The organism is Paraglaciecola sp. (genome assembly GCF_039964565.1).
In the GTDB taxonomy this organism is placed as follows: domain Bacteria; phylum Pseudomonadota; class Gammaproteobacteria; order Enterobacterales; family Alteromonadaceae; genus Paraglaciecola.
On the sequence record NZ_JBDVXF010000049.1, the window covers coordinates 36,898 to 63,305 of the forward strand.

General features: G+C 40.3%; 20 protein-coding genes. 13 read left to right on the forward strand and 7 right to left on the reverse strand.

Annotation, left to right across the window (positions count from 1 at the left end; all coding sequences use genetic code 11):
- Window positions 1-56 precede the first annotated feature (56 nt).
- On the reverse strand, window positions 57-803 hold the full coding sequence (gene miaE, locus ABJK37_RS23660; RefSeq protein ID WP_348358951.1) for a tRNA isopentenyl-2-thiomethyl-A-37 hydroxylase MiaE: 747 nt from the start codon (window positions 801-803) through the stop codon (window positions 57-59).
- A gap of 237 nt (window positions 804-1,040) precedes the next feature.
- Here miaE and ABJK37_RS23665 point away from each other — a divergent pair, with 237 nt between their 5' ends.
- The 3 genes from ABJK37_RS23665 (at window position 1,041) to ABJK37_RS23675 (ending at window position 3,656) form a co-directional block, all read left to right on the forward strand.
- The gene (locus tag ABJK37_RS23665; RefSeq protein ID WP_348358953.1) at window positions 1,041-1,289 is read left to right on the forward strand and encodes a helix-turn-helix transcriptional regulator; all 249 of its coding nucleotides are present in this window, start codon (window positions 1,041-1,043) and stop codon (window positions 1,287-1,289) included.
- A complete protein-coding gene (locus ABJK37_RS23670; RefSeq protein WP_348358955.1) occupies window positions 1,289-2,503 on the forward strand; it encodes a type II toxin-antitoxin system HipA family toxin in 1,215 nt (404 codons plus the stop codon). The genes ABJK37_RS23665 and ABJK37_RS23670 overlap by 1 nt, the downstream gene beginning before the upstream one ends.
- Before the next feature lie 529 nt (window positions 2,504-3,032).
- Window positions 3,033-3,656 carry an acyloxyacyl hydrolase gene (locus tag ABJK37_RS23675; RefSeq protein ID WP_348358957.1) on the forward strand — a complete coding sequence of 208 codons (624 nt, stop codon included), beginning with the start codon at window positions 3,033-3,035 and terminating at the stop codon, window positions 3,654-3,656.
- Window positions 3,657-3,867: 211 nt separating this feature from the next.
- Here ABJK37_RS23675 and ABJK37_RS23680 read toward each other — a convergent pair whose 3' ends face one another.
- A complete protein-coding gene (locus ABJK37_RS23680; RefSeq protein WP_348358959.1) occupies window positions 3,868-4,488 on the reverse strand; it encodes a TetR/AcrR family transcriptional regulator in 621 nt (206 codons plus the stop codon).
- A 378-nt stretch (window positions 4,489-4,866) separates the two neighbouring features.
- Here ABJK37_RS23680 and ABJK37_RS23685 point away from each other — a divergent pair, with 378 nt between their 5' ends.
- Genes ABJK37_RS23685 through ABJK37_RS23695 form a run of 3 tightly spaced genes read left to right on the forward strand, consistent with a single transcriptional unit; the run spans window position 4,867 to window position 10,679 of the window.
- The gene (locus ABJK37_RS23685) at window positions 4,867-6,117 is read left to right on the forward strand and encodes an efflux RND transporter periplasmic adaptor subunit (RefSeq protein ID WP_348358961.1); all 1,251 of its coding nucleotides are present in this window, start codon (window positions 4,867-4,869) and stop codon (window positions 6,115-6,117) included.
- A gap of 10 nt (window positions 6,118-6,127) precedes the next feature.
- A complete protein-coding gene (locus tag ABJK37_RS23690; RefSeq protein WP_348358963.1) occupies window positions 6,128-9,304 on the forward strand; it encodes a multidrug efflux RND transporter permease subunit in 3,177 nt (1,058 codons plus the stop codon).
- Window positions 9,297-10,679 carry a TolC family protein gene (locus tag ABJK37_RS23695; protein ID WP_348358965.1) on the forward strand — a complete coding sequence of 461 codons (1,383 nt, stop codon included), beginning with the start codon at window positions 9,297-9,299 and terminating at the stop codon, window positions 10,677-10,679. Before ABJK37_RS23690 ends, ABJK37_RS23695 begins: the two co-directional genes overlap by 8 nt.
- A 300-nt stretch (window positions 10,680-10,979) precedes the next feature.
- Here ABJK37_RS23695 and ABJK37_RS23700 read toward each other — a convergent pair whose 3' ends face one another.
- Together ABJK37_RS23700 and ABJK37_RS23705 are read right to left on the reverse strand one after the other, a co-directional pair.
- Window positions 10,980-11,645, reverse strand: coding sequence for an HAD family phosphatase (locus ABJK37_RS23700; protein WP_348358967.1), 666 nt, complete (start codon window positions 11,643-11,645; stop codon window positions 10,980-10,982).
- Between the two features lie 63 nt (window positions 11,646-11,708).
- Complete coding sequence (locus ABJK37_RS23705; protein ID WP_348358969.1) at window positions 11,709-12,542, reverse strand: hypothetical protein; 834 nt, start codon at window positions 12,540-12,542, stop codon at window positions 11,709-11,711.
- Window positions 12,543-12,929: 387 nt separating this feature from the next.
- On the opposite strand from ABJK37_RS23705, the gene ABJK37_RS23710 reads away from it, so the two are divergent.
- The 5 genes from ABJK37_RS23710 (at window position 12,930) to ABJK37_RS23730 (ending at window position 21,772) form a co-directional block, all read left to right on the forward strand.
- A complete protein-coding gene (locus tag ABJK37_RS23710) occupies window positions 12,930-13,895 on the forward strand; it encodes a sugar-binding transcriptional regulator (RefSeq protein ID WP_348358971.1) in 966 nt (321 codons plus the stop codon).
- Window positions 13,896-13,974: 79 nt separating this feature from the next.
- Window positions 13,975-15,690 (forward strand): hypothetical protein, encoded by a 1,716-nt coding sequence (locus ABJK37_RS23715; protein WP_348358973.1) that lies wholly within the window; start codon window positions 13,975-13,977, stop codon window positions 15,688-15,690.
- A 151-nt stretch (window positions 15,691-15,841) separates the two neighbouring features.
- Window positions 15,842-17,365, forward strand: a complete 1,524-nt coding sequence (locus ABJK37_RS23720; RefSeq protein WP_348358975.1) for a mannitol dehydrogenase family protein — start codon at window positions 15,842-15,844, stop codon at window positions 17,363-17,365.
- Entirely contained in the window at window positions 17,362-18,291 is a 930-nt protein-coding gene (locus ABJK37_RS23725; RefSeq protein WP_348358977.1) for a carbohydrate kinase, read from the forward strand. Before ABJK37_RS23720 ends, ABJK37_RS23725 begins: the two co-directional genes overlap by 4 nt.
- Window positions 18,292-18,586: 295 nt before the next feature.
- Window positions 18,587-21,772, forward strand: a complete 3,186-nt coding sequence (locus ABJK37_RS23730) for an EAL domain-containing protein (RefSeq protein ID WP_348358979.1) — start codon at window positions 18,587-18,589, stop codon at window positions 21,770-21,772.
- A gap of 200 nt (window positions 21,773-21,972) precedes the next feature.
- Here ABJK37_RS23730 and ABJK37_RS23735 read toward each other — a convergent pair whose 3' ends face one another.
- Window positions 21,973-22,473: a lactoylglutathione lyase family protein gene (locus tag ABJK37_RS23735; RefSeq protein ID WP_348358981.1), complete on the reverse strand. Its 501-nt coding sequence runs from the start codon at window positions 22,471-22,473 to the stop codon at window positions 21,973-21,975.
- 93 nt (window positions 22,474-22,566) lie between these two features.
- On the opposite strand from ABJK37_RS23735, the gene ABJK37_RS23740 reads away from it, so the two are divergent.
- Window positions 22,567-23,439: a LysR family transcriptional regulator gene (locus tag ABJK37_RS23740; RefSeq protein WP_348358983.1), complete on the forward strand. Its 873-nt coding sequence runs from the start codon at window positions 22,567-22,569 to the stop codon at window positions 23,437-23,439.
- A 98-nt stretch (window positions 23,440-23,537) separates the two neighbouring features.
- Here the strand turns inward: ABJK37_RS23740 and ABJK37_RS23745 are convergent, their stop codons facing one another.
- A complete protein-coding gene (locus ABJK37_RS23745; RefSeq protein ID WP_348358985.1) occupies window positions 23,538-23,969 on the reverse strand; it encodes a thioesterase family protein in 432 nt (143 codons plus the stop codon).
- A 212-nt stretch (window positions 23,970-24,181) separates the two neighbouring features.
- Here ABJK37_RS23745 and ABJK37_RS23750 point away from each other — a divergent pair, with 212 nt between their 5' ends.
- Window positions 24,182-24,781 carry a Yip1 family protein gene (locus ABJK37_RS23750; protein ID WP_348358987.1) on the forward strand — a complete coding sequence of 200 codons (600 nt, stop codon included), beginning with the start codon at window positions 24,182-24,184 and terminating at the stop codon, window positions 24,779-24,781.
- 97 nt (window positions 24,782-24,878) lie between these two features.
- Here ABJK37_RS23750 and purF read toward each other — a convergent pair whose 3' ends face one another.
- Window positions 24,879-26,396 carry an amidophosphoribosyltransferase gene (gene purF, locus ABJK37_RS23755; protein WP_348358989.1) on the reverse strand — a complete coding sequence of 506 codons (1,518 nt, stop codon included), beginning with the start codon at window positions 26,394-26,396 and terminating at the stop codon, window positions 24,879-24,881.
- Window positions 26,397-26,408: the final 12 nt, after the last annotated feature.

Sequence of the window (26,408 nt, forward strand, 5' to 3'; positions counted from 1 at the left end):
CCGGTCACTAATAACCCCGTTTAACCTAAGTGACCGTAAACATTTACTCAATTATTTTATGGTGTTCCGCTATGGAAGCGAAACTCACTATCTGCGGTGCTAATGAGCTCCGCTTCTTTTAGGCCAAAATGCTCGACTCTTTGCTCTATATTGGACGAGCTAATTTTGGTCGCTAAGGTTAAGTAGTCCTGAAAATGCCTAGCTTCGCTGCGCAGCAGCGACACGTAAAAACTCTCTAGTTCGCTATCTAGGTAGGGAGATAACTTCGCGAAACGCTCACAGGAGCGCGCTTCTATGTATGCTCCACAAATCAAAGTATCGCTGAGTTTAGCTGGTTCATGGGTGCGAACATGTTTCATTAGGCCCTTAGCATAACGAGATGCCGTCAGATTATCGTAGGTATCTCCCCTACTTTGCATAATTTCCCATACTTGCTGAAAATGATGTAACTCTTCTTTTATCAACAACACCATTTTACTGATCAATTCATCACCGTGTTCAAAGTCAGATTTACTGATCAATTTTTTGGATAAATTCTCGTAATCACTAAAATCACCATCACCTATTTTTCGATAAACAAAATCTTCATAGGGCTTTAGCCAGGCTAACAAAGCGTTACCACTTTGCAAATCTACAGCATAACGGCGCAACAGTAACATGGCCGTTTGGGCCGCTTTTAATTCGCAATTGGCGTGATCGACTAATAATGTTGGCAGATTTTCAGGCTTGATGGCCTCTTCGATCCAAGCTTGAGGGGTTTCACATTGTAGGAATGCATTAATGGGTTTTAATAACTTTTCCAATTAAATACTCTATTGTTTAGCTTATAACCAATTGTAACGTGTTTTTCATTAAATCGAAAAATGTATTATAAAAATATTGACCGCGGATTTATAACAATATCAATGGTTTGGTAATGTCAGGTTTGGCTAAATAAGTACCTCTCCCCACCAAAATGTCAATATATATTAACTTTATATGATTGAAAACTCCTTATTGTTAATATATGTTATCAATTAGGCACTTAATGGGAACAACCAATGCATTGGTATGATGGGTCATTGATTGAAGCAAAGCGTAAAGAAAAAGGTTGGACACAAAGCCAAGTTTCTTTGCAAACAGGGTTAAGCCGTAACCAAATAATCGCTATGGAAAAAGGCAATTTTACCGGGGGAATTAAATACTTACGTAGATATCTTGACCAGTTAGGTCTCAAGATAAACATCATAGAAGAACACAATGAATTACCGCAACTGGATGAATTATCCAGCATGTTTGAGGATGAATAATGGCTGAACTTCCTCAAAACATAAGCCATATTAAAGTGAGTGCATTTGGTAGCGAGTCTGGTGAACTGGCTCAACCATCTCAATTTACTTACCGCTATACATCCTCAAATCCGGTGTCTATCACCATGAACTACCGTCAGGAGCCATATAATTATGGCGAACTCCACCCAATATTCAGTCAAAACTTACCTGAAGGTTATGTGCGCCGTTACATTAGCGAAAAGCTCAGACGTCATGCCAATGTCAATGATATGTATTTACTTGCACTGCAAGTCGACAAAGGCATTGGACATTTATCCTATGCTAGCAACATCAAAAAAACAGCTACCGAACAACTATCGTTAAAAGATATTCTGCAATGGCAAGGTAAAGAAAATATATTCCATCAGTTACTCGACCGTTATTACCTAAATGGTCTGGTATCTGGAGTTCAACCAAAAGTGCTGGTGAATGCCGTGAACGACACAGGTAAACCTTCAGTTGGTCGTAGCGTTTTACAACAAGAAGACTTTATCATCAAAACTTTTGACGAAGAGTTTAAGTTGTTAACAGCAAATGAATTTGTTTGCATGGGAGCAGCTAGAGTTTGTGGTTTAGCACCTAGCCAATGCTGGTTATCAGAAGACTTGAAAGCCTTCGTGACAGATCGGTTTGATGAAATAAATGGCAAACGTCTAGGAATCGAAGACTTTACTGTATTGATGGGTAAACGTGGAGATCAAAAATACCAATCTAGCTATGAAACATTAATGAGAGCGACTCAAATATTTACCCAATCCGATTTGCAACTTAGCCGGATGTATCAGTACATTGTATTTAATTGTTTAATTGGTAATGGTGATGCTCATCTTAAAAACTTTGCAGTGCAATATGACGAGAGCCGCACAAGCGTCACTTTGACACCGCCATACGATATTACCCATACACTTATATACGACACAATAGATAACAAGATGGCACTAAAGCTAAATGGTGTAAAACTTTTTCCAGATAAGAAGCAACTTATTAAATTAGGCAAAGACAATAATGTAGATAAACCTGAAACGATTATTGATGAATTCGCAGAAACCATTAGAGATTACCTTAATAATTCTGCGGAAGTGGAAGCGCTAGCTGGATTAAAAGATTCAATATTACAAAGTGTACACAGCGGTACTAGCCGGAAATATTCATCAAAAGGATATATTCAGGACAAGAAAAAGAAATTTAACTAAGGACAAAAATGGCAGTTACACACTTATACCTTCAACTCGCAGTTGGCGTAATCCACCAGCAACGTTGATAAATTTTCTGGCTTTATTACTTCATCAATCGAGCTCCGCAGGGTTTCACATTTAAGAATACAATGTAACGTTGAAAGTAGCTCCGATAAAATCAGAGCAGCGTTCCTGTGTGGAATTAGAATTGAAGATGAATACCAGGCAGCATGTGTTCATGCAACATTCGGATAATCGCAGTACCAAAATAAGTCATTTCGACATTCTAACATCCCTACAAATTCGATCCCCTCCTAAGCACATTTAAGTCCCTTACAATCTATGGCTCCTCAACACTAGCTAGCTCATTTAGACTTATTTTTACAATTTAATTTGACGTTTCATACCGACCGGTATATTATTTATTTAAATACCATTTGGTACAAAATTAATGAAAGCAAAGCACTAATGAATCACTTGTTTCAGGTAGAGCATCTCGTTAATTAACAATCTTTAAATTTAAACCACAGAAAAACAGAGTTACGTCATGTTTAATAATTTACTTTTTAAAAATCTAGTACCCATCATTAGTTTTACTTTAATGCTATCAACTGTTGTTGTTAGTAGTGTTTGGTCTCCTAGCAGCGGCGCTGCTTTGAACGAGCAAAATCGTCAATTGAGCTCCAACAATAAAACCACTCAAGCCGTTGCGGTAGATGTACTTATTGGTTCAGACGATATTACTGGGATTCGATTGGCCTATAGACCTTATATTTACGAACTGAAAAATGTGCCGTACTTTGACAAATTAGATATTTACTGGGAAACCAGCTTAAACTTTTGGGAATATGGCGAACAAAATAGTCATGAGACAAATTTTGTGCTCGCGCTGTCTCCAGTAGTCAGTAAAACGTTCTACTACATTAAAGACAAGTATCCGCTCAAATGGGAGTTTGGTATCGGCGTGTCTTTGGTTAATGACACTAAATTTGCAGGCAAAGATATCGGCTCACATTACCAATTTGAAGACAGGTTAGGTTTAACGATTGACTTAAACAGTGACCAGACAGAATCGGTTTCGTTAAGGTATATGCACTACAGTAATGGTGGCTTGAACAGTAAAAACCCTGGAGTGGACTTTTTGAATATGTCTTACGCCTATAAGTTTTGATAGTGAGTGTAACAAACCAAACACCCAACTAACGATATCTAGCGATCAAAAAAGGGGGATACTTAATCATAGTATCCCCCTTTTTTGTCATTCTCGAATAAGCGCCGAATACACACTTTTTAGCTAGCTCAACACCACTCTATTCTGCAACAGTAATTACGAGTAGACGTTCTAGATTTAGTTATAGCTTCACTACATCTAAAGCATCATACTACTGTCCCTTTCCTCCCGGAAAGCTTGCCAATGCTAAATTGGCGACATCAATCAATTGTTCTTCTGTGGCGCCGCTACTAGCCTGAATAGAAATACCTTGCATCACCGTGTTTAGATATCGAGCTAAATTACAAGCATCCACATTTTCTGGCAAATCACCTTGTGCTTTGGCTAATTCGAATCGATCTTTAAGTTGCTCTTCACTTTGCTGTCGGTGTTTAATTAATTCTTCTTTCACACCAGCAGCTGCTTCACTACATGACAAAGCGCCTTGGATCATCACACAGCCTTGAGGATGAGAATTATCGGCCATACTTTTAGCTGCGCCTAAAAGCATACTCTCAGCCACTTTATAGGCAGTTGGCTGCCCTAAGGCGGGTTTAAAAAATCCGCATGGACGATCCTTATAAAACTCAATCGCCTTCAAAAACAATTGCTCTTTATTACCAAAAGCAGAATACATGCTAGGTTTATTGATACCCATTGCAGAGGTTAAATCAGACAAAGACGCGCCATCAAACCCTTTCTCCCAGAATACTTCTAACGCTTTTTCTAGTGCTACTTGCACATCAAACGCCCTAGGCCTACCAATAGCGGTAGCACAATTTGCGGTGCTCATTGATTAACTCCCAACTTAACTTTGTTCACATAATAAACGCCTAATTATCACATGTCTATAGCACATTACTTACTTGTCAGTACAAAAAATAGTTGTTTTTGAAGTAGCTTAATTCTTGTTCGCCGCGTTGGAGACAACTGCCACTTGTTATAGGGCGCAACTAGTAAGGCGGCGTATTCTTATACTCTGCGCCCAGTTTGATTGATAAAAAGTTGCCATATAAAAAAAAGACATGAGATAGATTTTATTTTTCATACCAAATGGTACACAACATTTGACTACACCATCAAACACTATATTCTTACCAAACAGTACATAAGTTAATTTTTAATAGAACAATTTAAAGTAATATTATTAAAAGATAGGTTGAGAGAGCTCATGAGCATAAAACACACCATAAAGAATTGGATATTAGGCGCAGTCGCAAGTGTTGTGTTGCTTGCCTGCGGCACCCAAGATAACACAACAAACCAAGCTTCTACCCCATTGGCACCGCAAGTCAGCGTTGCTAAAGTCGTCAATGAACGTATCACAGAGTGGGACGAATTTGCTGGTCGTTTACAAGCACCACAAACCGTGACTTTGATGCCACGTGTATCGGGATATATAGAAGAGGTTTTGTTTGATGAAGGAGCCGTAGTCAATAAAGGCGAAGTGCTGTTTCAAATCGATCGTCGTGCATTTAAAGCCGAAGTTGAGCGTTTAAAAGCCGAACTACAAAGTGCAGAAAGTGCTTTCGTGCAAGCGCAAAACGACTTTAAACGAGCCAGCAAGCTTAGCGAACAAAACGCGGTATCCATTGAAACACTCGATGGTCGCTTAGCTCGCAAACAGCAAACCCAAGCCACTATTGCCTCGGTAAAAGCGGCGTTACAGCAGGCAGAGCTAGATTTATCTTATACTCAAGTTACTGCGCCAATTTCAGGTCGTGTTTCTTATGCACACATCACCGCAGGAAACTTTGTCACTGCAGGTCAAAGTCAACTCACTACCCTAGTATCAATGGATAAAATGTATGCATACTTTGATGTTGACGAACAAACTTACCTTAAATATTCACAGTTAGCTGAGTCAGGAAAACGTTCAGATACACGAGATGCATCTGACAATCCAGTGTATATGGCACTTGCCAATGATGAGAATTTTAGCCACACCGGTAACATTGATTTTGTTGATAACGCTGTTAACCAGCAAACCGGCACTATTCGTATTCGCGCTAGTTTCCCTAACATTGACCATTCATTGCTACCAGGCTTATTTGCTCGCGTTAAACTCACGGGTAGCCATTCTTATCAAGGTATTCTCATTGACGAAAAAGCCATTGGAACCGACTTAAATAGAAAGTTTGTGTTGGTTGTTAATCAAAATAATCAACTGGAATATCGTAAAGTTGTTTTAGGCGAAAAAGTAGAAAAGCTACGCATCATCACCGAAGGATTAAATCCCGAAGATGTCATAGTGGTAAACGGACTGCAGCGTGTTCGCCCTAATATGCAAATTCAGCCTCAGTTAATCGACATGACTTCACAAGAAACATTAACTGCTTTGCGCCAGCAACAAAAGCTACTCGACCAAACCAGCAACGAATTGACAGCACAAGCTGACAAGATCCTAGCTGATCGCGGATAGGGGGAAAGTCATGTTTTCGCAGTTCTTTATTCGACGTCCAATATTTGCAGGCGTTATCTCCCTGATTTTTTTTATTGTCGGTGCCATATCAGTTTGGCAACTACCAATAACCGAATACCCAGAAGTGGTGCCTCCTACTGTTGTTGTTACCGCTAATTATCCTGGAGCCAACCCTAAAGTTATTGCCGAAACGGTTGCTTCGCCGCTAGAGCAAGAAATTAATGGTGTCGAAAACATGTTGTACATGTCTTCTCAGGCCACCTCTGATGGGCGAATGACCTTAACCGTCACCTTTGCCATAGGCAGTGATGTGGACTTGGCACAAACCCAAGTGCAAAGTCGAGTTGAACGTGCCAAACCACGTTTGCCTGAAGAAGTTCAGCGCCTAGGCATCACCACCGAAAAGTCCTCACCTAGTTTAACCATGGTGGTGCATTTAACCTCGCCAGATAAACGTTACGATATGTTGTACTTGTCGAACTACGCTAGTTTGAACGTTAAAGACGAGTTAGCGCGCATAGAAGGAGTTGGCCAAGTTCGTGTATTTGGCGCCGGTGATTACAGTATGCGCGTTTGGCTTGATCCAAATAAAGTCGCGGCCCTTGGGTTATCTCCAAACAATATTGTAACCGCCATTCGAGAACAAAATCAGCAAGCCGCGGCAGGCAGCTTAGGTGCACAGCCAAGCGGAGAAAGTGACTTTCAACTTTTAATCAACGTTAGAGGGCGTTTGTCAAAGGTTACAGAATTCGAAGACATCATCATAAAAGTAGGTGAACAAGGTCAGATTAGCCGCTTAAAAGATGTGGCGCGAGTCGAACTAGGCGCATCTAGTTATGCATTGCGTTCAATGTTAGATAATCAAGAAGCGGCTGCGATCCCTGTTTTTCAAGCTTCAGGCTCTAACGCAATCCAAATTTCAAACGATGTGCGTAGCAAAATGGCAGAGTTGTCTCAAAGCTTCCCCGAAGGTTTAGAGTACAACATCGTATACGACCCGACTGTGTTTGTGCGTGGCTCTATACAAGCTGTAGTTAAAACGCTACTAGAAGCGGTATTACTGGTGGTGTTAGTGGTAGTGCTGTTTTTGCAAACATGGCGCGCCTCGATTATTCCGTTAGTTGCGGTACCAGTTTCTTTAGTGGGCACCTTTGCTTTTATGCACCTGTTAGGGTTTTCTTTGAACGCACTGTCGTTATTTGGACTCGTGCTGGCCATAGGTATAGTTGTTGATGATGCCATAGTAGTAGTAGAAAACGTTGAGCGAAATATAGACGAAGGTTTGTCTCCGATTGCGGCCACTGAAAAAGCCATGAAAGAAGTCACAGGTCCAATAGTGGCAACCACCTTGGTATTGGCGGCAGTGTTTATTCCCACCGCCTTTATGTCTGGATTAACAGGGCAGTTTTATAAGCAGTTTGCTTTAACTATTACCATTTCAACCTTTATTTCGGCCATAAACTCGCTTACGTTGAGCCCTGCACTATCGGCCTTGTTACTAAAAAGTCCGGATCAGAAAAAAGACTTGCTTACTCGAGCCATGGATAAATCTCTAGGTAGCTGGTTGTTTAATCCCTTTAATCGCTTCTTTGCACGTTTATCTAATGGCTACGGCTGGGTTGTTAAAAAAGTCCTACGCTACGGCATGTTAGTCGGGGTCATGTACATTGGTTTGCTCAGTATTACCGGGCTACAGTTTGCCACTACGCCAACAGGTTACGTGCCAGGGCAAGATAAACAATATCTGATTGCTTTTGCGCAGCTACCCGATGCAGCTTCGCTGGAGCGCACTGAAGAAGTCATTGAAGAAATGTCACGGATAGCCCTCGAACATCCAGGTGTGGCACATTCAGTTGGTTTCCCAGGACTGAGCATAAATGGTTTAACCAATAGCACCAATAGTGGCATTGTATTTACGCCCTTAGATGAATTTGAAAACCGCACTGATGCCGCGTTATCGGCTAATGCTATAGCGGCAGCGCTGAATCAGGAATTTGCCGCTATCGAAGATGCCTACATTGCCATATTCCCGCCTCCACCGGTACAAGGACTAGGCACTATTGGTGGCTTTAGATTACAAATTCAAGATAGAGCCAATTACGGCTACGACGAACTCTACAAAGTGACGATGCAAGTCATGCAAAAAGCTTGGGCTACGCCAGAGTTAGCCGGGGTATTCTCCAGTTACCAAATCAATGTACCACAACTTGATCTGGACATTGATCGCACTAAAGCTAAGCAACAAGCGGTATCACTAGATGAGTTATTTACCACGCTACAAGGTTACATGGGTTCGGTTTACGCCAACGATTTCAATCAATTTGGACGTACCTATCAAGTTAATGTGCAGGCTGATGAGAAGTTTAGACAAACTCCTGAGCAAATTGGTCAGCTTAAAGTACGCAATAACCACGGTGATATGATACCTATTGGCTCCTTTATTAACGTTACCGACACCGCAGGACCAGACCGCGTCATGCATTACAACGGCTTTACTACGGCCGAGATCAATGGTGGTGCGGCACCGGGATTCAGTTCCGGTGAAGCCCAAGCAGCGATCGAAAAAATCTTAGCTGAAACCCTACCCAATGGAATGAGTTATGAGTGGACAGAGCTGACCTACCAACAGATATTGGCTGGCAATGCCGGAATATATATATTCCCTCTGATTATCTTATTGGTGTTTATGGTGTTGGCTGCGCAATACGAGAGTCTAAGTTTACCTTTAGCTATCATATTAATTATACCTATGACCTTATTGTCAGCGTTAAGTGGTGTACTGATTGCAGGAGGAGATAACAACATCTTTACGCAAATTGGTTTTATTGTTCTGGTGGGGCTGGCAACCAAAAACGCGATATTAATCGTAGAATTTGCCAAAGACCTCCAAGACCAAGGGCGCACCGCGTACCAAGCCATTCTCGAAGCTGGTCGCTTACGTTTACGTCCAATATTGATGACATCTATTGCGTTCATCATGGGGGTAGTACCTATGGTGTTTTCTAGTGGCGCTGGGGCAGAAATGCGTCAAGCAATGGGCGTCGCTGTATTTTCAGGCATGATTGGCGTCACCGTATTTGGGTTACTACTTACTCCGTTATTTTATTATGTACTTGCAAAACGAGGGGAGCGCAAAACCCTTGACGCCCAATCACTAGTAACAACTAAGGAGGCGACTCATGGGTAAGCCATTAAATACAGTTGCCATTTTGAGCGTACTCTGGATTTTGAGTGCTTGTGCGGTAGGCCCTGATTATCAGGCGCCAAAGCAGGTCAACAACATCGACATGACCACGCCATACCAACAATCTGAGAAATTGACGACTTGGTGGCAAGCCTTTAACGATAAAGAGCTCAACCGTTTAATTCAAGAAGCGTTAACTGAGAACCGTACTTTGCTGCAAGCACAAGCCAATGTGCAACGGGCTTACGCGATATTTCGTGATGCAGATAACGACCTACTGCCTAAAGGAACACTAGACACAGGTTACCAAGCGACGAAAAACTCAACGGTTTTGAGTAGCGACAACAATACTATTACTCGCGGTTACAGTACTGGTGCAAATCTAACTTGGGATGTGGATTTGTTTGGAAAGGTTCGCAGAGCAATAGAAGCAGCTTCTGCCGAAGCCGAGCAGGCCGACATTCTTTGGCATGACGCGCAACTACAAATTATTAGTCAGGTAGCCACAAGTTATGGTGACTATAGAGGGGCACAATTTCGTTTAAAGGTAGCGCAACAAAACCTCACTAACCTGCAACAAACTCGTACTATTGTTAAAGTTAGGTTCGAGGCGGGTTTTGCTTCGGAGTTAGAAATGGCGCGAATCGACGCACAGGTATATGCAGTTGAGGCAACAGTGCCGCAATACGGCACATTACTCGCACGTGCTGATGCGACCTTGTCGGCTTTATTAGGCAAGAAGCCCGGCACATTAGCCTTAGACGATCTCAGCGTTTTGCCGCAACTTTCAAAACCTATCGCCTTAACCCAAGGCGAAAACTACCTGCGATATCGAGCCGATGTGGCAAGCTATGAACGCGCCTTAGCTGCTACTACCGCAAGAATTGGGGTCGCAACGGCTGATTTATATCCCAATCTGTCTGTCAGTGGATTTCTAGGATTTTTATCAGGTCCGGGGCTCAGCGTAAACGGCCAGAATGAAAGCTGGAATATCGCTCCAAGCTTAAGCTGGCAAGTAGCCGATTTAGGCTCAGTTAAAGCACGTATTCGCCAAGCACAAGCAAGCTCGGTTATTGCCCTTGCGCAATTTGAACAACAAGTGTTTGACGCCCTTGCAGATATGCAGTTTTCGTTACAAAGCTACAATTTTAGCCGTCAACAACAACTCAGTACCGAATACCAATGGCGAGCCAGTGAAAAAGCCATGACAATTGCAAAGCAGCGTTTTGAAGCCGGCAGTGGAGAGTTTTTAGATTTGTTGGAAGCGCAACGTGACGTGTTAGAAAGTCGCAGTCAACTAGCCCTTCTTGAACAACAAAGCTTCAATCGATTAGTGGATATATACCGCGCATTTGGTGGCGGCATAAGCGTGATCTAATTTAGCCAATATCTACTTACTATAGGTACTGAAAAATGGGATTCACCTAGAGTGAAATGAAAACAAGCCGGTCATTAATGACCGGTTTAATGGCCGACTCAGAGGATGAAGCACGGCGCTTAGGCATATGGCAAGACTCTAATCTCTGATTTAGTCATCGGCATAATATTACTAAAGGGAATGACATAAAAACCGCAGTTTCTAGCAAAATTAGAAAAGTGTACGGTTCTTAGACATCTAATTGATATTCACTAGCATTAATGACACGTCTTACATTTCAACTTTTTGATTAGGGTCGAGTTAAGAGATTAAATGCTCTAACTGCTCCCAATGGGTAATAGTGTGCACATCATCATGATAACTGTGATGAATTAAATGACTCGCGCCTGCATACCTAATGACTCGCATATTCGCAGCCTTTGCACCTTGAATACCCGCAGGAGAATCTTCAATGACTAAACAATGTTCAGCTGCCACGCCCATCTTTTTCGCCGCATGTAAAAATAAATCTGGGGCAGGTTTACCCTTTTTGACTTCGGATGCCGTAAATACTTTACCAGAAAAATACTCATTTAAAGCAGTGGCACGCAGTGCATGACTTACCTTAGCAGGGCTACTACTGGTTGCCACACACGACTTCACATGCAAGTTTTTTAGTATGGAATCTAACTCAAGGGTAGGCTTTAACTCAGTAGTGAAGACCTCTAACAATGCATCTCTGTATGCAAAACGAAAATCTTCACTCAAAACAACTGAAAAATCTTCTAAAACTTTTGCCGTCACATGCTCAAAGTTATGCCCCAAAAAATGCCTGTAAAAGTACTCATCAGATACAGTTGCCCCCAACTCACTGAGCATTTTAAGCAAGGTTTGTTTACTTAAAATTTCACTATCGACTAACACACCATCACAATCAAATATGATCAACTCGATTGGGTTACACTGCAAATAATTAGACAAAGTCATAATAATAAAAACCTATTTATATTTGATGATGAGCGCTAATTTTATATAGAAGAACACTAAAAATCAGAACAAATTCACAGCGACTTGCAGTGCACCGTGATTTAACGCAGGATTCCACATCGCCGTTGCCGAAACAGGTAAACTATATCCAGCAACCTTAAGTTGCTTTTTATAGGTCAAACCGAGGTTATTAATATTCGCACTGTCTGAATAGAAGTTTTTTTCTTGAACTGGAGAAAAAGCACCGCCTATAAACACATCAACTGTTTCACCGTCTTTGCCTTTCCAAACTGGCGCATTGATTTCTATATAGTTAGTGTAAGCACGTTCCATTTTGCCTGAATCAGCATCCACAAAAGAATCAACGCCCTGCACTATAACCGAATAATATACCGAAATAGGCATATCTCCTTCAAAGGTATAACCGAGACCTAAGTCAATAAAGTTACCTGTTTTTAAAGGATCTGAAGAATAATCGAATATGTCCACATTACTAGCAGGAATAGACGAATGGTTACCATGATTAACAATTTCAACAAACAGCTGATCAGAAAACTGGTGGGAAGCAAAATAGGTAAACTCCTTGAACTCCCCATTAAAAGAGCCCCCACCCCATAACCCAAAAGTGGTTTTATTGTCGGCTGTTTTATAAGTCAGTTCGCCTGACGTCATCACCCCGTCGGTGACAATAAAACCATGCCACAGGTGATTAGTTTTCAGGTCGAACCGAAGATCCCACCTTGCTGCATTTTCATTCGCAACGCTTTCAGAGCTCAAACCAAATAAACAGAATATCGCTAAGGCAAAAATTGATTTCACGGGATTGATTAACATTTTACTCTCTCCAAAAACAGTGGCTTTAGTGAATGATGACTGATTGGTTTTAGCTATATTCATCGTCAAATATCCAAAACAGCTTATGACCAAATAACACAACTGAGCATATGCCCAACCGATGAGCATTTTCCACAACCCCGATATTCAGGTCAATGATTTTATTTACAAAAATTTAATAAAATCCTCGATTACTTTTAATAACTTAATGTATTCAATAAGTTACAAGTAACTATTTTTTTTAAATAGCAATTTAGCTTTGTATCTCAGGTATTGGCTAAAACCAGTACATTTAGCTTTGTTACTGTTTTGTTTAATTTTTGTATAAAAAAGAGGCGGCAAAATGTTGACATACTAACAAACAACTGAGAATATGCCCTCAACTTGAGCATAAGCTCAAGCTGATTAACAATTATTGTAAGACCAAGTTACAATCAAAAAGGCATCCTGATGGATAATAGATCGACAACAGAGTTAAAGCGTTTAGAAGACGCGGCTCGCGCAGCATGGCTATATTATGTAGCCAAAAATACTCAAGATGAAATCGCCCAAAAGTTAGAAGTATCTCGCCAATCCGCACAACGATTAGTGGCCCTTGCTGTAACTGAAGGTTTGATAAAAGTGCGTTTGGATCATCCAATTGCTCAATGTATGGAACTGGCACAACAGATAAAAAATAAATTTGCTTTGCTTGATTGTGAAATAGTCCCTAGCGACCCAGCAACTCCTGACTCAAATCACGGTTTAGCGCAATGTAGTGCGACAATTTTAGAACGTTATTTAAAATCAGAAACGCCAAAAACATTGGCCTTTGGTACAGGAAGAGCACTAAAAGCTTGTATCGATGAGCTTCCTTCAATGCAATGTCAACAGCACAAAATTGTGTCACTTGTAGGGAATATGATGGCAGACGGCTCGGCCTCAGCGTTTGATATTGTGGTGACTATGGCAAATCGTATCAATGCTAAACATTTCCCAATGCCTCTTCCCGTCATTGCATCTAGTATTTCTGAAAAAAACACCCTGCAAAACCTGCAACCTGTTAAAAGTATTTTTAGCTTAATTGAACAAGCCGATGCGACTTTTGTGGGCATAGGTCAAATTACCGATAGCTCTCCTTTGTTATTAGACGGTTTCATTAATGATTCTGAATTAAGTCATTTGAAAAATGATGGTGCTTACGGAGAAATTGTGAGTTGGCTCTATGACCAAAATGGACACCTACTTTCTAATGCAACCAATGATCGCGTAGTCAGCGCGCCATTAACCATTAATGCGTCTAAACCTGTTTATGGCATCGCCGCAGGGTCAGACAAAGTACCAGCAATTCATGCTGCCCTGAAAGGCAAACTAATTAATTCGCTAATTACAAACGAGTATACCGCCAAGGCCATACTTGCATTGTCTTCAAAGTAAACATTCTTAATTCTAGTTTAAAAATATTATCGCTTACCTGCTTGTTTACTCAGCGATGGTGATAATGAGGAAAATAAAAATGGCTAATACTCGAACAGAAAACGCTTTTCATGGAATAAATGAAGAACAAATGCCAGTCGCCAAAAACAAATTGCATGGCTGGAAACATTTTGCGGGCTTATATGCAGGTGAACATGTTGCCGCCACAGAATTTGTTATCGGTGCCACCTTTGTCGCGTTAGGTGCATCGACCAGAGACATCTTATTAGGTTTGTTAATTGGTAATCTACTAGCAATGTGTTCATGGTGGTTGTTAACCGCCCCCATAGCGGTTGAGACTCGTTTAAGTTTATATAATTACCTGAATAAAATTGCCGGTAATTCGATGACCAAGCTCTATAACTGGGCGAATGTAGTGATATTTTCGGTGATCTCCGCAGCCATGATTACGGTGTCGTCCACCGCAGTCAGGTTTGTATTCGATATTCCTGCACAACTGGATTGGTACCCCAATAGCTTTTGGTTTGTCGCCATTGTTTTGGCCGTAGGCTCGATAGTGGTGTTGGTTGCTATGTACGGTTTTGCCACTGTAGCTGATTTTTCTAAAATTTGTGCACCTTGGCTGTTTGTTATCTTTATTGCTGGCTCGTTTACTTTATTTCCAGCCCTATCTAATCATGTATTAGGTACCACTACGTTTAGCGGATGGGGCGACTTTATCACTATAGGAGATCACTCCATTTGGACCGGCTTTACCGGTAGTGGTGAAAAAGGCATTGGTTTGTTAGAAGTCATAGGATTTGCTTGGGCAGCGAACTCTATCACGCACTTTGGCTTAATTGACATGGCTATATTTCGTTTCGCTAAAAAGAAAAGCTACGGACTGTTTTCTGGTGTCGGCATGTTCTTTGGACATTATTTAGCATGGATCTCAGCCGGTATTATGGGGGCTGGTGCGGCCGTTTTACTTAAAACCACTATTACGTCACTTGATCCAGGTGATGTGGCTTATCACGCGCTAGGTTTAACAGGTTTTGTGATTATTATTATTGCTGGTTGGACAACCGCAAATGCTAACTTATATCGCGCAGGTTTAGCTGCTCAGTCTATTTTTGTTAATCATTCACGTGAAAGAACAACGGCTGTAGTCGGTGTAGTGACTGTGATCATTGCGTGTTTTCCTTTTGTATTTTCGCAAATGTTACCCCTACTCACTTATGCTGGTTTATTAGTTGTGCCGGTTGGTGGCATTGTATTTGCTGAACATACTATTTTTCCGAAAATTGGCTTAACGCGATATTGGGCTAAGTACCAAAAACTCTCTCGCAGTATTCCAGCCATTGCTACTTGGGCGTTGGCCTTAACATTTGGCTTTGGACTAAATGCGTTAGATGTGATGTCTTTTTATTACTTATTTATCCCTACTTGGATTTTCAGCATCATTGTTTATACCTTTCTAGCCAAAAAATATGGTGCCGATAAGGATTACACTAAAGAAGTCGCAGCTGAAGTACTTGAACAACAACAAATAGTTGCTTATCAAACCGAACAAGCTATTGATAATAAACCTTTTATCCATGATACAAGCGGCATCAGCAAACTACTCAATGCCGTATCGGTTATTTCACTCTTGGTCATTACTGGGTTTGCCTGTCAGGTTATGTTTTTTAGTGAAAGTATGCATATTTATGATGTTAATAAGGCGCAGTTCGAACTGTACTGCTTCATCTTTACCCTCACTTACTTTGGCAGTGCCTATATGTCTCTTAGACGTCAAAAGTCACTTAATAACTAGGTATCAGCTGATAACTTAAGGTGCCACTTAACTTATTGCTTTGAATTACAGCAACCAGTTAAGTGGCAAAACATTGGTAAAACTGATTAGCCTGCAGCATGGCTAGCCAGCATATATTGTGGGAAGAATCCTACATAGAAAGGTAAAACGAATGACTAACAATCAATTAAATCAATCAAATTTAGCTAATTTACCCAGCCATATTGATATTCCCAATTATGATCGCAGTAAACTTACTGCGGGCATAGTGCATATTGGTGTAGGTGGTTTTCATCGCGCACACCAAGCGATGTACATTAATGAGCTACTAAAAACCCCAGGTTCAGAGCACTGGGCAATCTGTGGTATCGGTTTATTAGAAAACAACCGTAGCTTACGAGACATTTTAGTCAAACAAGACTACTTGTATTCATTAGTGGTTCGCCATCCCAATGGTCAAATTGAGAACAAAGTCATAGGCTCAATGATCGATTTTATGTTTGCCCCTGACAACAAACAAAATGTGATTGATAAATTAGCGAATAGCGAAACCAAAATTGTATCCTTAACCATTACCGAAGGAGGTTACAACATAGATCCTATGACGGGCGATCTTGATTTAAATCATCCCGATATTGCCCACGACATTGCCCATCCAAATGATCCTAAAACGGCATTTGGTTACATTGCCGCAGCTCTAAGAATTCGTAAAGCAAATAATATCCAAGCGTTTACTGTGCAGTCTTGTGACAATATTCAGCATAACGGCGTAGTCACTCGCAAAATGTTACTCTCATTGACTGAACAACAAGATGTTATGCTAAGCCACTGGATTGCACAGCACGTTGAATTTCCAAATGCCATGGTTGACCGAATCACCCCTGTCACAACAAAAGTCGATATTGACTATGTGGCACAAACTTTTGGATTAAAAGATGAATGGCCTATTACTTGTGAAGCTTTTGCACAATGGGTAATTGAAGATAACTTCAGTGACGGACGACCTAACTGGGATTTAGCAGGCGCGCAATTTGTCGCTGATGTCACGCCTTTTGAGAAAATGAAAATTCGCCTATTAAACGCCGGTCATTCGGTTTTAGGATTATTGGGTGCAATTCACGGCTACGCGACTATAGATGAAACTGTATCTGATCCAGTTTTTGCTAAATTTTTGCGTGCTTTTATGGATCTAGAAGTGACGCCATTGTTAGATGAATTACCCGGTATTGATTTAGAACAATATAAAAACACCCTAATTGAGCGTTTTTCTAACCCTAATATAAAAGACAGTTTGGTACGTATTTGTTCTGAAAGCTCAGCTAAATTACCTAAATTTTTAATCGCTACTATCCACGAAAACTTAAGGTCGGGGCGCGATTGCTCGCTTGCGGCACTGGTGATTGCTACTTGGTGTTTATACAGTGACAAACAAACAAGTGAACAACAAGAGCTGCTCGAAATTCAAGACGTAATGAAAGACGAACTTGCCACCTACGCTCACAACACAGCTAACGACAAACTTGCATTCTTAAAACTAAACAGTGTATTTGGTGATTTAAATACACACCCGGTATTTACCCAAACATACGGCGAAGCTATTGACGGGATCTATTCGGCAACAATTAAGATTAAAGACGTCATGAAAAACACCCTAGAAAGCAAACAGCTTAGCGTTTCCCAAGGAGTGCTTGAATGAGCGGCCTATTGATTAAACATAAAGCGGGAAATGATATCTCTATCAATTGTTTTGGTGAGGTTTTGTGGGATTGTTTTGATACTGGAAAACGCATAGGTGGCGCGCCGTTAAACGTATGTTTACGATTAAATGGGCTTGGGATGCAAGCTAATATAATAAGCGCTGTTGGAGACGATAAATTAGGTAAGGTGCTTCTCCAGCAAATAGAAAATCGTCAGACCAATACCGGTTTTATTGCTGTTATACCTGATAAAAAAACCAGCACAGTTGAAGTGAAATTAGACCAAAATGGTTCGGCATCTTACGAAATTGTGGCCGATACGGCCTGGGACAATATTCCACTTACTGTTGCTTTGTTAGAACAAGTAAGCTCGTCAGACGTTTTTGTTTTTGGCAGTTTAGTAGGTCGCCAACAAGTATCATTGGACACCTTAAGAAAATTAATAAAGGTAGCCAACTGTAAAATATTTGATGTGAATTTGCGCAAACCTCATTACAACCTGAAGACTCTAGTGGAAATGATGAACCACGCAGATTTCATTAAGCTTAACGATGATGAGTTGTATGAAATAGCCCATGGGATGGGCTCTGAATTTAACTCCTTAGAGCAAAATCTAGAGTTTGTCGCTAATAAAACCAATACCCAGAATATTTGTGTCACTAAAGCCTCACATGGTGCCTTACTGAGATTCAATGATGTGAATTATTATAATTCTGGCTACTTGGTAAAAGTAGTAGACACTGTTGGTGCAGGAGACTCATTTTTAGCGTCATTAATTTATCAACTATGCCACACCAACAATCCTCAATACGCGATAGACTTTGCGTGCGCAGTAGGAGCAATGGTGGCACAACATAAAGGTGCAACGCCTGAATTAAGCATTGCAGAGATTGACAAATTTATGGTGCCAGAAGAAACGAAATAAGAAGATCTCGTATTGTTATTGTGCGCAAGATGCGCATGTAGTTTAAAAATCGAGAGTTTTTTCGTGTTCTTGGTTTATGTGCTCAGCATCGCTATTTGGAACAATCATGTAGTCATACACTTTGTATTCTGACAATGATAAAAAGACATAAAAATAGCGATTGCTCAATTCAAAGATTGACAAGTTTCAATCGATAAACTAACGTGCTAAAGATAGGTAACCGATTGTTTTTCCTAATTTTATCTTGTTGCTTTTATTGTTTGTGATTAGCTTCTAACTTGGATGGTATTGCTACATGAACCGATTTTTTAGGTCGTTAAAGACCAAATTAACTATTGTTATTATTTTAGTTGCGCTTCCTGGGCTATTAGCGATTGTTTATTTTTCTCTTTTAGCTCGAGAATACGCCCTAGATTCCGCATTAGAAAGGGCAACAAAAACAGTAGAAATCACTACCACGTTTCAAACTCTTTTAATCAATAGAACTAAAAACTTTTTACAGAATTTAGCAACGTTTCCGGAAGTGATGACCCCTAACTCTCCAGAATGTAGTGCTTACCTAACTGATGTCATCAAAATAAAGGATATTTATGCCAATATTGGGATCGTACAGCTAGATGGAAACCTGCTATGCAGCGCCAAACCATTCAATGTGCCGGTCAATATTTCTGATCGTTCCTATTTTCAACATACACTTACGAATAAAAGCTTTGCAATTGGGGGGTATCAACTAGATCGCGCAAGCGGCGTTACTACTATCAATTTTGCCTATCCAGTCATAGATCCTAATAGTGATAAAATAGTAGGGGTCGCTGTTGCAGCCATATCCTTGAATTGGTGGAGTAAACAACTTTCTGAGTCACATTTACCTAAACATGCCGTAGCTTATATTACCGACTTACAACAAAACATCATTGCTAGCTTTCCGGTAAAAGACGAGTTGCTCGGTACGCCTGTTGATGAAGTACAGCCAAATTTGAAGGCATACCAATTCGAATCACATCCTAATATCAAAACTTTTCTTAGCTCCGACCAGCACTTAAAAGTGTTCGTAGAAAGGCCTCTTTTTACTGACGATAAACGAGTAACTTTGAGTGTCGGGATCCCTTTTGAAACTAAACTTTCAGATATTAACGAGACTTTATTATCAACAAGCTTAGTTTTAATTTTAATCGTTGTTTTGATGTTTTTAGTCGCCACTTGGGGAATCAAAAAAAGCTTACTCACCCCGTTAAACATTCTTTTAAAGTCCACAAAAAAATTGGAAGCGGGTGAAGAGATAGGTTGTCTATCCCCCATTGGCGCTTCAGAACTATACGATCTACAAACACATTTTATATCCATGGCTAAAACGCGCTTAGACGCAGAGAATCGTCTTAAACATAGTCAACAAGCCCTACAAAAAAGTGAAGACCTCCATTTAAGTCACATACGAAATACCCCCCTAGGTTGCATTTCCTGGGATAAAGATTTTGTTTGTACTAGTTGGAATAAATCAGCTGAAAATATTTTCGGATACAAATCTCATGAAGCAATTGGCCAACATGCACTTAAACTCATTGTTGAACCACAATTGCGCAGTAACATTAATAAGCTTTATGATTTAATACTCACTCAAAAAGGTGGGAGTTTTGTTAGTAACGAAAATATAACCAAGTCAGGAGAGTCATTAGTATGTGAATGGCACAATACTATTATTCAATCTGAAAATGGTTCGCTCATAGGTGTCACATCCCTAGTTCAGGATATTACTAAAAATAAAAAAGTAGAGGCCCAACTTACCCTCGCAGCCAGTGTTTTTTCTCAGGCAAATGAAGGGATTATCATTACGGATACCACTGGAACAATTATTGAAGTTAACAATAGTTTTGTGGAGATTACAGGGTATTCAAGGGAAGAAGTGATTGGTAAAAACCCGAATATTCTCAAATCGAATCAACAGTCTCAAGAATTCTACCGGCAACTTTGGAAATCTATAAATGAGAATGACAGTTGGTCCGGAGAAGTATGGAATAAACGTAAAAACAATGAAATTTATCCTCAATTATTAACCATCAGTGCAGTATATGATGACGACAAAAAATTGAAAAATTACGTTGCCATATTCACTGACATTTCTGAAATCAAAGAAAAACAAAATCAACTGGAACATATGGCACATTTTGATGTGTTAACCGACCTCCCGAACCGCTCATTATTGGCAGACCGTTTAAATCAATCGATACTCTTTAGTAAGCGTAGTAAAACTCAAGTAGCCATAGTATTTCTCGATTTAGATGGGTTTAAAGAAATCAATGATAAACATGGGCATAGTGTAGGTGATGAACTTTTAGTTGTTTTTGCTGACCGCCTGAAAGACATCTTACGTGAACATGATACTTTATCTCGCTATGGTGGTGACGAATTTGTGATTGTACTCAGCGAGTTGGAGAGCAACCAAGACTTTCACCCAATAGTTGAACGCATGCTAAACGCTGCTTCTAGTCCATTTACGTTGGGACGCCATGTATTAAAACTATCAGCTAGCATTGGAGTCACAGTCTACCCTTGTGATCATACTGATGCAGAACAACTCATTCGCCATGCAGACCAAGCAATGTACATTGCCAAACAAAAGGGAAAGAATTGCTATCATGTTTTTGATATCGAATCTGAGGATGCGATTACCAACCATCATGTCATCCTACAAAATATTGCTGCGGCCTTGAAAAAACGTGAATTTGTACTTTTTTATCAACCTAAAGTAAATATGGCCACTGGCGAAATTATTGGGTTAGAAGCCTTAATACGCTGGCAACATTCCACAAGAGGTTTGTTATCACCCTACGAATTTTTACCCTTCATTGAAAATCATCAACTCGGTATCGAAATTGGTGAGTGGGTGATAGAAGAGGCATTAAAACAATTGAATATGGGAGATAAAACCTCTACGCAACTGCCTATTAGTGTCAATATCAGCGCATTACAAATACAGCAACATGATTTTACAGAGCGCTTAGAGTCTCTGTTATCTGCCTATCCCAATGTAGCACCTGCTAATTTACAAATAGAAATCCTAGAAACCAGTGAAATTGGTGATTTGGACCGTGTTTCAGAAAGAATGAAAAATTGCTTAAAATTTGGGGTGAGCTTTGCCATTGATGATTTTGGGACCGGCTACTCTTCACTTACCTATCTTAGACGTTTACCTGTAGACGTTATTAAAATTGACCAAACGTTTATACGAGATATGCTCGAGGATCCAGAAGACAGAGCAATTGTTGAGGGAATTATTGCCTTAGCAAAGTCGTTTAACCGCGCAGTCATAGCTGAAGGTGTAGAAACCATCCGTCATGGTTCAATGTTACTGCAAATGGGATGCGAACTAGCGCAAGGATACGGTATCGCTAGACCCATGCCAGCGGAGCAATTAGGTGAGTGGGTAAAAAGTTGGACACCAGATATAGAATGGAGGAATCAGAAAACGTCAAATAAATCATAAAATCAAGTGTAAAACCTAGTCCCATTCACTAGTCAAATATCTATTGAGAAATCGAAATAGGTGCAGAAAAGTGAGCGTCAATGCACATACATAGTTACTAAGTCATTGTTAACAAAAAGCCCGCTCCTATGACTTCAATCTACGGCTATACAAATATACGTGGCTCACATTGTAGGTTTAAGAGCCACGAAAATTTATTTCTAATAAGCGCCAGCAGCATAGGTTAATTCATAACTGTGACTGTATATTTCTAAAATATTTCCAAAAGGGTCTTCCATATAAATCATTCGATAAGGTTTTTCGCCAGGGTAATAATAGCGAGGCGCCTGCATACGTTTTTTGCCGCCAGCGGCAACAATTTTATCGGCTAACCCCTCAACGTCTGGATCTTGAACACAAAAATGAAACACTCCAGTTTTCCAATATTCAAAATTATTTTCTGGGTTTTCCTGCCCTTTAAATTCAAAGAGCTCCACACCTATTCTGTCGCCAGTAGAGAGATGTGCAATACGAAAATGCTCCCAACCGGCGCCAAAAACATCGGTACACATTTCTCCTATTGCAGAGTCATCTTCAGTAATTGCTGTTGGTTTCATAATCAGATACCAGCCTAACACTTCAGTATAAAATTTTACTGCGGCTTCTAAATCCGGCACAGAAATGCCGATGTGAGAAAAGGTTCGTGGATAGGTTTTGCTCATTTTGTTTACTCCGTTTAATTAATAATAAAAATATACACTCACCCATAAATTACGTAAAATTATCATTAATAATTAAAATAAGTACATTTTGTAATGATAAATCACAGCTGGTTAAAAACATTCTGCACCCTAGTAGAAGTCGCACATTTCACGCACACAGCAGAAAAGTTGTATATGACCCAATCTGGTGTGAGCCAACATATCAAAAAGCTAGAAATACAGCTGGAGAGACAACTACTGATTAGGGAAGGTAAAACCTTTTCTTTAACCGCAGCAGGGCAACAACTGTATCAAAAAGGTATTGAATTACTGCGTTCGAGTGACGATTTAGAAGCCTTAGTTAGACAAGATGAAGAAAAGGTTGGCTTAGTAAAAATTACCTCTCCTGGCAGCGTGGGTCTAAAACTCTACCCACACTTACTTAATATTCAGCAAGTTCACCCTAAATTGTCTATCGACTATAGCTTCGCTCCCAATAAAAATATTGAACAAGAATTATCTAAAGGAAATATTGATTTGGGACTGATGACCCAGTTGAGCCAAGCCAGCACACTCACCAGTCTAAAAATTGGCGATGAACCTTTGGTATTAGTCACACCTTGCGATGTAAAATCAATTCAATGGCAAAGCTTAATTGAACTAGGCTTTATCTCTCATCCTGATGCAGCACATCATGGGCAATTGTTATTGAGTGAGAACTTTCCTGACTTTGAACATATAGAGCAACTACCCCACAAGGGGTTTTCTAATCAAATTAGTTTGATTCTCACTCCTGTTAGCAAAGGCTTAGGGTTTACCGTTTTACCGTTATACGCCGCGAGGGCGTTTGCGGCTCAGCACCTCATACACATACATAACTTAGAAAAATCCGTATGTGAGACCTTGTATTTATGCGTCAATCGCCGCTCGCCGTTAACCAATAGAAGTAAGTTTATAAAATCAGAACTGCTTAACTTTCTTGCCTAGTTTTGTGCTTAAGCTGTGGGCGCCCCCCATTCGACGCAGAACAATTCTAAAATACTCATCTACATAATGTGGCTTAACTCAAATTAACAGCGACAATACTAGGTGGGCAACATGGCACTGAGCATAGCTTGGCGCAAAGTGCCTTGTATAGGTGTGGGTTTATGTGAATCCCTGTCTACAAAAACGTGAGTTAAACGCCCTATTGCTGAGGCGTTTTTTTCCTCTTCTTTAAAAATAGCGACAACATAATCGACTGAACTATTGCCAATTTTGTCTACACGCAATCCACCCACTAACTTTTGTGGATACGAAACTGGGCTAATATAATTACAGCTAGATCGAACGATAAATCCAATTTGTTGACTTGTTTGCGGTATAAAATTACCTTGTTCAATCAAAAACTGATTAATCACAGTGTCGAAAAATGAGTAATAGTTAACGTTATTCACATGACCAAACATATCATTGTCCATCCACCTTGTGGTTATTGGAAAATGAAACATAAAATCACTCTTTACTTGCCCTTCCATTAGTTATCACACCGTATTTTCTGTTACTTCTTTTGTAATCGATATTTAATCACAAATTATGCAGCGCGGGGGAATCTTAGTGATATTTAAAAAGGTTAGTAATTTGATAAAAAGGTTGACGCTGGAAGTTTACTCACACACAATAATTGTTAACGAGATGTTTATTTTTAATTAACAAAACGTATTCCCAACCATAAAAGAGACCGAATTGTATGATTTTAAATCACCTATGGGGTTTATATACACACCCAAAAGAAGAATGGCAGGTAATTGACGAGCGACATGAGAGTTATTTTTATAGTTTAAGCCATATAGCTATCATTTCTTTAATTCCCGTTTTGATGAGTTATTATTCAGCAGCCCATCTTGGGTGGAGTATCGGTGTCGGCGATATAATTAAATTAACTAAAAACAGTGCCATGCTCATGAGTATTGGTATGTATTTTGGTTTAATGACGGGAGTCATTGCGTTAGCAGTATTAATTCATGAATTAGCTAAAGCGTTTGATTCATCCCCGACATACACCCAATCACTTGAATTGGCTGCTTACACTGCTACTCCGTTATTTATGGTTGGTTTTGCGGCCTTTTATCCGGTGTTGTGGTTTGTTATGTTTGTTGGCCTAATTGGTCTAACGTATTCGGTTTATTTGCTCTATGCTGGCACGCCAATTTTGATGCATATTCCTGAAGGTAAAGGCTTTATATATGCAAGTACAGTAGTAACGTGTGGATTGGTCTTGCTGGCTATACTAATGGCGGCGTCAGTAATATTGTGGAGTATGGGAATGGGCCCCGTTTACGTGGGTTAACGTCTCTAGCTCACATAAAATGCCATAAAAAAACACGGTTGACTCAACCGTGTTTTTTTATGTTCGTCACTTAACAAAGCTTTAATCTAAAGTCAGATTAATCTTGAGTCATATTGTGCATTTCTAAGTTGTTCAATTCAACTTGCACACCCTCGTTTTTTGCCCCTTCATTTCGCATGTTATCAATACGCTGCAAATAAGCATTATCAATATCGGCAGTAATGTAGTTTCCGTCAAACACCGAGGTTTCAAAACGTTTGATCTCAGGATTCAACTCACGCACTGCATCGATTAGATCAGTAATATCTTGAAAAATCAAACCGTCTGCACGGATCAAATCATTGATTTGTTCAATCTCTCGGCCATATGCAATCAGTTCGTTAGCCGACGGCATATCAATCCCATAGACATTAGGAAAACGAATCTCAGGAGCAGCAGACGCAAAGTAGACTTTTTTCGCTCCCGACTCACGGGCCATTTCAATAATTTGCTCTGACGTGGTGCCACGTACAATTGAATCATCAACCAATAACACACTTTTATCTTTAAATTCCGAAGGAATCGCATTAAGTTTACGACGAACTGACTTACGACGCATAGTTTGACCGGGCATAATAAAAGTTCGACCAATATAGCGATTTTTAACAAATCCTTGGCGATAAGGTCTATCTAACTCTAAAGCAATTTGCAGCGCAACATCACTCGACGTTTCTGGGATAGGAATAACCACATCAATATCTATATCAGCCCACTCTTTGGCTATTTTTTGTCCCAGTTTACGTCCCATATTCACTCTAGATGCATACACTGAAATGCCATCGATAAATGAATCGGGTCTCGCAAAATATACAAATTCAAATATGCACGGAGCATTAACTGGTTGATGAGCACATTGTTGAGTATGCAATTCCCCAGACTCGGTGACATAAATAGCTTCGCCAGGCGCCACATCTCGAATAAAGGTAAAACCTACCGCATCAAGTGCCACACTTTCAGAAGCCACCATATATTCATTTCCGAACTCAGTTTTACGCTTACCTAAAGCCAGAGGTCGAATACCAAACGGGTCACGAAATGCCAGCATGCCATTACCAATAATCGCAGCGACTACTGCGTAGGCACCGCGGATTTTCGCATGAACTTTGGAAACCGCTTTAAATACTTCTACAGGCGTTAAGTGCAACCCCTCAGTATTTTGTAGTTCATGAGCAATAATGTTTAACAACAACTCCGAATCAGATGTCGTGTTAATGTGTCTTCTGGCGACTTTGGCAACTTCATCTTGCAGTTCATGGGCATTGGTTAAGTTACCGTTATGAGCGAATGCAATACCGTAGGGCGAGTTCACATAAAATGGCTGCGCTTCTGCCGAACTAGAACTGCCGGCAGTTGGGTAACGCACGTGTCCTATGCCAAATTGCCCCGTTAGTCTTTTCATATGGCGAGTATGAAACACGTCTCTGACCAAGCCATTATCTTTGCGTAGGTGAATAACATCATTATCTACAGTTACTATTCCAGCAGCGTCTTGACCTCTATGCTGGAGCACAGTCAGGGCATCATATAAAGCTTGATTGACTGGGCTCTTACCCACTATTCCGACAATACCACACATGCTATTTACCTT

Bases quoted from the DNA above. Each gene is read 5' to 3' on its own strand.
- ABJK37_RS23665 (WP_348358953.1), top strand. From the start codon at position 1,041: ATGCATTGGTATGATGGGTCATTGATTGAAGCAAAGCGTAAAGAAAAA.
- ABJK37_RS23670 (WP_348358955.1), top strand. From the start codon at position 1,289: ATGGCTGAACTTCCTCAAAACATAAGCCATATTAAAGTGAGTGCATTT.
- ABJK37_RS23675 (WP_348358957.1), top strand. From the start codon at position 3,033: ATGTTTAATAATTTACTTTTTAAAAATCTAGTACCCATCATTAGTTTT.
- ABJK37_RS23680 (WP_348358959.1), bottom strand. From the start codon at position 4,488: ATGAGCACCGCAAATTGTGCTACCGCTATTGGTAGGCCTAGGGCGTTT.
- ABJK37_RS23685 (WP_348358961.1), top strand. From the start codon at position 4,867: ATGAGCATAAAACACACCATAAAGAATTGGATATTAGGCGCAGTCGCA.
- ABJK37_RS23690 (WP_348358963.1), top strand. From the start codon at position 6,128: ATGTTTTCGCAGTTCTTTATTCGACGTCCAATATTTGCAGGCGTTATC.
- ABJK37_RS23695 (WP_348358965.1), top strand. From the start codon at position 9,297: ATGGGTAAGCCATTAAATACAGTTGCCATTTTGAGCGTACTCTGGATT.
- ABJK37_RS23700 (WP_348358967.1), bottom strand. From the start codon at position 11,645: ATGACTTTGTCTAATTATTTGCAGTGTAACCCAATCGAGTTGATCATA.
- ABJK37_RS23705 (WP_348358969.1), bottom strand. From the start codon at position 12,542: ATGAATATAGCTAAAACCAATCAGTCATCATTCACTAAAGCCACTGTT.
- ABJK37_RS23710 (WP_348358971.1), top strand. From the start codon at position 12,930: ATGGATAATAGATCGACAACAGAGTTAAAGCGTTTAGAAGACGCGGCT.
- ABJK37_RS23715 (WP_348358973.1), top strand. From the start codon at position 13,975: ATGGCTAATACTCGAACAGAAAACGCTTTTCATGGAATAAATGAAGAA.
- ABJK37_RS23720 (WP_348358975.1), top strand. From the start codon at position 15,842: ATGACTAACAATCAATTAAATCAATCAAATTTAGCTAATTTACCCAGC.
- ABJK37_RS23725 (WP_348358977.1), top strand. From the start codon at position 17,362: ATGAGCGGCCTATTGATTAAACATAAAGCGGGAAATGATATCTCTATC.
- ABJK37_RS23730 (WP_348358979.1), top strand. From the start codon at position 18,587: ATGAACCGATTTTTTAGGTCGTTAAAGACCAAATTAACTATTGTTATT.
- ABJK37_RS23735 (WP_348358981.1), bottom strand. From the start codon at position 22,473: ATGAGCAAAACCTATCCACGAACCTTTTCTCACATCGGCATTTCTGTG.
- ABJK37_RS23740 (WP_348358983.1), top strand. From the start codon at position 22,567: ATGATAAATCACAGCTGGTTAAAAACATTCTGCACCCTAGTAGAAGTC.
- ABJK37_RS23745 (WP_348358985.1), bottom strand. From the start codon at position 23,969: ATGGAAGGGCAAGTAAAGAGTGATTTTATGTTTCATTTTCCAATAACC.
- ABJK37_RS23750 (WP_348358987.1), top strand. From the start codon at position 24,182: ATGATTTTAAATCACCTATGGGGTTTATATACACACCCAAAAGAAGAA.
- purF (WP_348358989.1), bottom strand. From the start codon at position 26,396: ATGTGTGGTATTGTCGGAATAGTGGGTAAGAGCCCAGTCAATCAAGCT.